The sequence below is a fragment of the Nevskia soli DSM 19509 genome, assembly GCF_000711955.1.
GTDB classification, from domain to species: domain Bacteria; phylum Pseudomonadota; class Gammaproteobacteria; order Nevskiales; family Nevskiaceae; genus Nevskia; species Nevskia soli.
Genome location: NZ_JONR01000023.1, coordinates 94,960 through 101,057 on the forward strand (window position 1 = coordinate 94,960; position 6,098 = coordinate 101,057).

4 protein-coding genes are annotated in these 6,098 nt (G+C 67.2%); all 4 read left to right on the forward strand.

The features are described 5' to 3' along the window. Window positions 1-303: 303 nt before the first annotated feature. The 4 genes from BP26_RS0113330 to BP26_RS0113345 all read left to right on the forward strand — a co-directional run bounded on the left by BP26_RS0113330 (window position 304) and on the right by BP26_RS0113345 (window position 5,732). Window positions 304-615 carry an Mpo1-like protein gene (locus tag BP26_RS0113330; protein ID WP_029921079.1) on the forward strand — a complete coding sequence of 104 codons (312 nt, stop codon included), beginning with the start codon at window positions 304-306 and terminating at the stop codon, window positions 613-615. Window positions 616-706: 91 nt separating this feature from the next. Next, window positions 707-2,596: a tRNA uridine-5-carboxymethylaminomethyl(34) synthesis enzyme MnmG gene (mnmG, locus tag BP26_RS0113335; RefSeq protein ID WP_029921080.1), complete on the forward strand. Its 1,890-nt coding sequence runs from the start codon at window positions 707-709 to the stop codon at window positions 2,594-2,596. A gap of 118 nt (window positions 2,597-2,714) precedes the next feature. Beyond that, on the forward strand, window positions 2,715-5,273 hold the full coding sequence (locus BP26_RS27625; protein ID WP_157572516.1) for a GspE/PulE family protein: 2,559 nt from the start codon (window positions 2,715-2,717) through the stop codon (window positions 5,271-5,273). Window positions 5,274-5,504: 231 nt separating this feature from the next. Next, a complete protein-coding gene (locus BP26_RS0113345; RefSeq protein WP_029921082.1) occupies window positions 5,505-5,732 on the forward strand; it encodes a hypothetical protein in 228 nt (75 codons plus the stop codon). Window positions 5,733-6,098 lie beyond the last annotated feature (366 nt).

Below are 6,098 nucleotides of genomic sequence, written 5' to 3' on the forward strand. Positions count from 1 at the left end.
AAAGCCGGTATCCAGGGATTCGGAGTGCATCCCTCGCAACTCTGGATACCGGCTTTCGCCGGTATGACGCGGCTTTTGTAGGGCGGCCCGTGGCCGCCGGCTTTTCCTCATCGATGCACCAAACCCCGTTCGTCCCGAGTGCCCGCGAAGCGGGTGTTGCACCGAATGTCCCGAGTAGCCCAGCAAAGCTGGGCGTATCGAGGGAGGGACCAAGGCGAGAACTGGCCTAAGCTCATTTTCTTGTCCCTGACCCTTGCCAACCCAGGCGTATACTGGGCCCGATCAGCACTGCGGAGCGCAGCCATGGAAAAGACCGCCGGTTTCAGCACGTTCAGCCAGTTCTACCCGTTCTACCTGAGCGAACACGCCGACCGCACCTGCCGCCGCCTGCATTTCGTCGGCACCAGCCTGGTCATCCTCGTCGCCGTGTCCGCCATCGCCAGCGGGCGCCTGGAGCTGCTCTGGCTGCTGCCCATCCTCGGCTACGGCTTCGCCTGGGTCGGCCACTTCTATTTCGAGAAGAACCGCCCGGCCACCTTCAAGTACCCCTTTTACAGCTTCATGGGCGATTTCGTCATGTACAAGGACATCTGGACCGGCAAGATCCGCTTCTAGGGGGTAGGGCGGCGCGGCAGCCCCACTGCTGATAAAATCGCCACCCGCAAAACCCGACCCCGGCACCCGCGCCGGACGGCAGGCCGCTTCCATGTCTGACCAGCAGCACTTCGACATCATCGTCATCGGCGGCGGCCACGCCGGCACCGAGGCCGCGCTCGCGGCCGCCCGCATGGGCCGGAGCACCCTGCTGCTCACCCAGAACATCGAAACCCTGGGCCAGATGTCCTGCAATCCCGCCATCGGCGGCATCGGCAAGGGCCACCTGGTCAAGGAAATCGACGCCCTCGGCGGCCTCATGGCCCACGCCGCCGACCGCGCCGGCATCCACTTCCGCATCCTCAACGCCAGCAAGGGCCCGGCCGTGCGCGCCACCCGCGCCCAGGCCGACCGCATGCTCTACAAGTGGGCCGTGCGCGAAGCGCTGGAAAGCCAGCCGAACCTGTCCCTGTTCCAGCAGGAAGCCGAAGACCTCATCGTCGAAGGCGACCGCGTCACCGGCGTCGTCTGCCGCCTCGGCCTGCGCTTCACCGCCCGCGCGGTGGTTCTCACCGTCGGCACCTTCCTCGGCGGCAAGATCCACGTCGGCCTGTCCAACTACTCCGGCGGCCGCGCCGGCGATGCGCCCTCGCTGCCGCTGGCCGCGCGCCTGCGCGAACTGCCCCTGCGCGTCGGCCGCCTCAAGACCGGCACCCCGCCGCGCATCGACGGCCGCAGCATCGACTTCACCCATCTCCAGGAACAGCCCGGCGACGTCCCCGTGCCGGTGTTCTCCTTCATGGGCACGGCCGCCGAGCATCCGCGCCAGGTCTCCTGCTGGATCACCCGCACCAACGCGCAGACCCACGACATCATCCGCGCCGCCTTCGACCGCAGCCCCATGTTCACCGGCGTCATCGAAGGCACCGGCCCGCGCTACTGCCCCAGCGTCGAAGACAAGATCAACCGCTTCGCCGGCAAGGACTCGCACCAGATCTTCATCGAGCCCGAGGGCCTGAACACCCGCGAGATCTACCCCAACGGCATCTCCACCAGCCTGCCCTACGACGTGCAGCAGGCCTTCGTGCGCAGCATCCAGGGCTTCGAGCAGGCGCACATCACGCGCCCCGGCTACGCCATCGAATACGACTACTTCGATCCGCGCGACCTCAAGCGCAGCCTCGAGACCAAGCCCATCGCCGGCCTGTTCTTCGCCGGCCAGATCAACGGTACCACCGGGTACGAAGAAGCCGCCGCGCAGGGCCTGCTCGCCGGCATCAACGCCGCGCGCCTGGCCAACGATGAGTCGCCCTGGACCCCGCAGCGCCACGAGGCCTACATCGGCGTGCTGGTCGACGACCTCATCACCCGCGGCACCGCCGAGCCCTACCGCATGTTCACCTCCCGCGCCGAGCATCGCCTGCTCCTGCGCGAGGACAATGCCGACCTGCGCCTCACCCCCACCGGCCGCGAACTCGGCCTGGTCGACGACGCCCGCTGGGACGCCTTCGAGCGCAAGCGCGCCGCCATCACCCGCGAACACACGCGCCTCGACACCCTGCGCCTCAAGCCCGCCCAGCTCGCCGAGGCGGCCTTCGTCGAAACCTTCGGCCTGCCCCAGGAAAGCACCGGCACCACCGCGCTCGAACTCCTGCGCCGTCCCGAAGGCAGCTACGCCATACTGGCCAATCTGGGCCTGGCCGAAACCGGCATAGACCCGGCCGTCGCCGAGCAGGTCGAGATCCAGTGCAAGTACGCCGGCTACATCGACCGCCAGCAACTGGAGATCGACCGCGCCCGCCGTTATGAGGAAGCGCCCCTGCCGCTGGACCTCGATTACGCCACCGTCAGCGGCCTCTCCAACGAAGTCCGCCAGAAACTCGCCACGCATCGCCCCGACACCGTGGCGCAGGCCGGCCGCATCTCCGGCATTACCCCCGCCGCCGTGTCCCTGCTCCTGGTTCACCTCAAGAAAACCGGCCAGCTCCGCAAAAGCGCCTGAGCTTCCGTCGCGCCCGCGAGCCGGCGCCGCAAGGCGCCGATTGATCCTGATCAATGTGCCCCGGCGGCCTCCCGGCTACGCTGAATGCCGTTGAACAGACCGGGAATTGAAGAACGACATGTCGAACCTGACGGCGGCCAACGGCGCGAACGCCGGCAGGGCCGCACCGCGGCAAGCCGCCTTCGTGGTGCTCGCCGACGGCGCCAAGCTGACCTTGAGCGACCAGCCCAAACGCCTGGCCAGCGGCGATTGGGAATTGGCCACGGTATCGGGCGGCACCACCGTGCACGACGCCGACCTGTGGCTGAGCGAGACCCTGCTGCCGCTGCCCTCGGGACTGGTCTCCGCCGCACGGCCGATCCAGACCTCCATCGTCCTCCCCGACGGCGGCCGCATCGAGGGCAAACTGCTGGCCGGCGATGTCGCGAAGGATGCGATCCTGCTGAGCTGGCAACGCAGAGGAAGGGGACATTCGCTGCGCCTCTGCAATGCCGCGCTCGCCGGGCTGGAAATCCATCTGCGGCCGCCGGGTGTGCCGGCGCTGCATCGCTTCGCCGCGCGCCGCAATCCGCTGGAGGTCCATGAGCAGGATTATCACGCCGCGCTCGGCGACGCCACCTGCGGCTTCGCCATCGTCGGCGACGGCCAGCCCCTGCTCCCCGACGTCATGCCAAAGCTGCTTCCGGACGGCAACTGGCACCTGAGCGTGGCAGGTCAGAGCCGCATGGTACTGCAGGCCGACATCTGGATCGTCGAAACCGATGTCGTCCCCGAAGGGGAGCTTGTAAGCAGGGCCTCGCCGCTGCCGACCATCGTGGTGCTGCCCGATGGCCAGCGCCTGCAGGGTGAACTGCTCGGCACCCGGCTCGGCACCGAAGGCACCTGGCTGCGCTGGCGCCGCAATGGCCGCGAATTGACTTTGCATCTGGCGGCGCACGCGGTAGCGTCGATCGAGTACACCATGCAGCCGCCGCGGCGCGGCAGCGAGCCGGAATTGGCCGGCCCGAAAAACCGTGTGCCGCAGCTGCGCAGCAACGCCGATCTCGATGCCTATCTGGCCGCCGTCCTGCAAAGTCCGCAAGTGGTCGAGCCGGGCCTGCTGGCGGATCTTCCCATCTGGCTGGAGAATCACGGCGGTTCGGCCGCCGCCAGAGACATCTTCACCCTGGCGCAGCGGCTTGGACTGGCCCTGATAGATCCGCACGAAGTCACTTGCGCGCCGCCTGCCGTCGCCGCGGTGCCGCCGCAGCTGGTGCGGCGCACACGCATGGTGCCGCTGCGCATCCGGCAGGGCGTGCTGGCGGTCGCCACCGACCAGCCGCAGAACCGGGAAGCGCATTCCAGCATTGAATTCGCCACCGGCCTGCGCGTCCTGCCCCTGCTTGCCCTGGCCCCGGCGATCGACGCCCTGCTCGGCCGCCAGTTCAACCAGGTCGAAGATGCGACCTTGCTGAAATCGCTGGACCTGGGTCCCGACTCCGCCGAGGACAGCGAGCAGACCACGCGCGAAAACGAACGGCTCGCCCTGCAAAAGCCGGTGGTGGGTCTGGTCACCGGCCTGATCGAAGACGCCGTGCGTCGGCGCGCCTCGGACATCCACGTCCGCCCCCGCGCCGAGGACTTCGAGGTCCTGTTCCGCATCGACGGCGCGCTGGTCGCCGTCCGCAATTTCGCCAAGCCGCTGCTGCGCGCCGTGGTCAGCCGCATCAAGGTCATCGCCGGCATGGACCTGGCCGAACATCGCCTGCCGCAGGATGGCCGTGTCTCGGTGAGCTACGCCGGCACGCAGATCGACCTGCGCATCTCGGTGCTGCCCTCGGTCTACGGCGAGAGCGTGGTGCTGCGCCTGCTCAATTCCAGCGGCGCATTGCGCAACATCGCCGAGATCGGCTTCAGCGCCCACGACGAAGACGTATTCCGCGACATCCTCGCGCACAGCAACGGCATGCTGCTGGTCACCGGTCCCACCGGCTGCGGCAAATCCACCACCCTGTATGCCGCGCTGATGGAAGTGCGCAAGCAGAACCTCAACATCATCACCGTGGAAAATCCGGTCGAGTACCACATCCCGGATGTGACCCAGATCCAGGTCAGGCCCGAAATCGAGCTGGATTTCGCGCGCATCCTGCGCAACATCCTGCGGCACGACCCCAACGTCATCATGATCGGCGAGATCCGCGACCACGAGACGGCCGGCATCGCCGTCGAGTGCGCCCTCACCGGGCACCTCGTGCTCAGCACCCTGCACACCAACAACGCCGCCACCACCATCACCCGCCTGCTCGACCTCGGCGTGGAGTCGTACCTGCTCAGCTCCACCCTGCTGGGCGTGCTGGCGCAACGGTTGGCGCGGCGCAACTGCCCGCACTGCCTGGAGCCGGAGCAGGTGCCGCCGTTCGTGCGCGCCGCCCTCGGTGTCGGCGCGGACGAAACGTTCTACCACGGCATCGGCTGTTCGCAATGCAATGGCAGCGGCGTGCATGGGCGGATGGCGGTCTACGAATTGCTGCCGGTCACCCCCGAGATCCGCAAGCTGATCGTCCCCAACGCCGACGGCGACGCCATCCATGCGAGCGCCCTGGCAACGGGCATGGTGCCCATCACCACGCATGCGGTCGAGCTGGCGCGGACGGGGACGATCTCGCTGGCGGAGGCGTATCGGATCCGGGTCGAATAACCGGTGCCATCGCTGGATATCGGCAGCGCCGAACCCGCAAGCGGCGCACGCCATTCAGGGCAACAGCGGCTGTGCGATTCCTGCAAACGCAGCATCGTGCAAAAGATCGGGCCGGCGCATGGGCGTGGTCCGGATGAGCCATCCGGGGGCTCGAGCGGCGGTCCGGCATCGCGGAGCTTGTGTGATACCTTGTTGCCGGAATCCGTTGCGGTGGAGGTCCGGTAACAACCCGTGAGAACCCTTTTCCTGCTCGTCGGCTGGTGCCTGCTGTTCGTCCTGTGCTGGCCGGTGGCCTTGCTGGCTATCGTGCTCTGGCCCTTCGTCTGGCTGATCTCGCTGCCGTTCCGGCTGGTCGGCATCACCTTCGATGCGCTGTTCGCGCTGCTCCGCGCGGTGCTGTTCCTGCCGGCGCGCATCTTCGGCTATCGCAGTCCCGCGGCGACTCGCTCCTCTTTCTGAGCGCCCACCCATTCCCCATCGTCATTCCGGCGAAAGCCGGAATCCAGGCTTCGGTGAACTTGGGTGCTGGATGAACTCGCCTTGGACGCTGAAACCTCCGTGTACGCGCTAGCGCGCGAGGCATTGACCGCGCTTGCTGAGAGCCCCGTAGGGTGGAATAAGCGAAGCGCATTCCACCTTCCGCCGTAGGCGGAACGCGGCTTGTCTTCTCGCTCTCACACACGCTCTCTCTGAAACTTCTGTGTACGCGCTTGCGCGCGGCTCCTTGACCGCGCTACCTGAAACCCTGGTTCCGCCCTGATGGCGGGTTACTTTTCTTTGGGTTTCGCCCAAAGAAAAGTAACCAAAAGAAATGCGACCCGATGT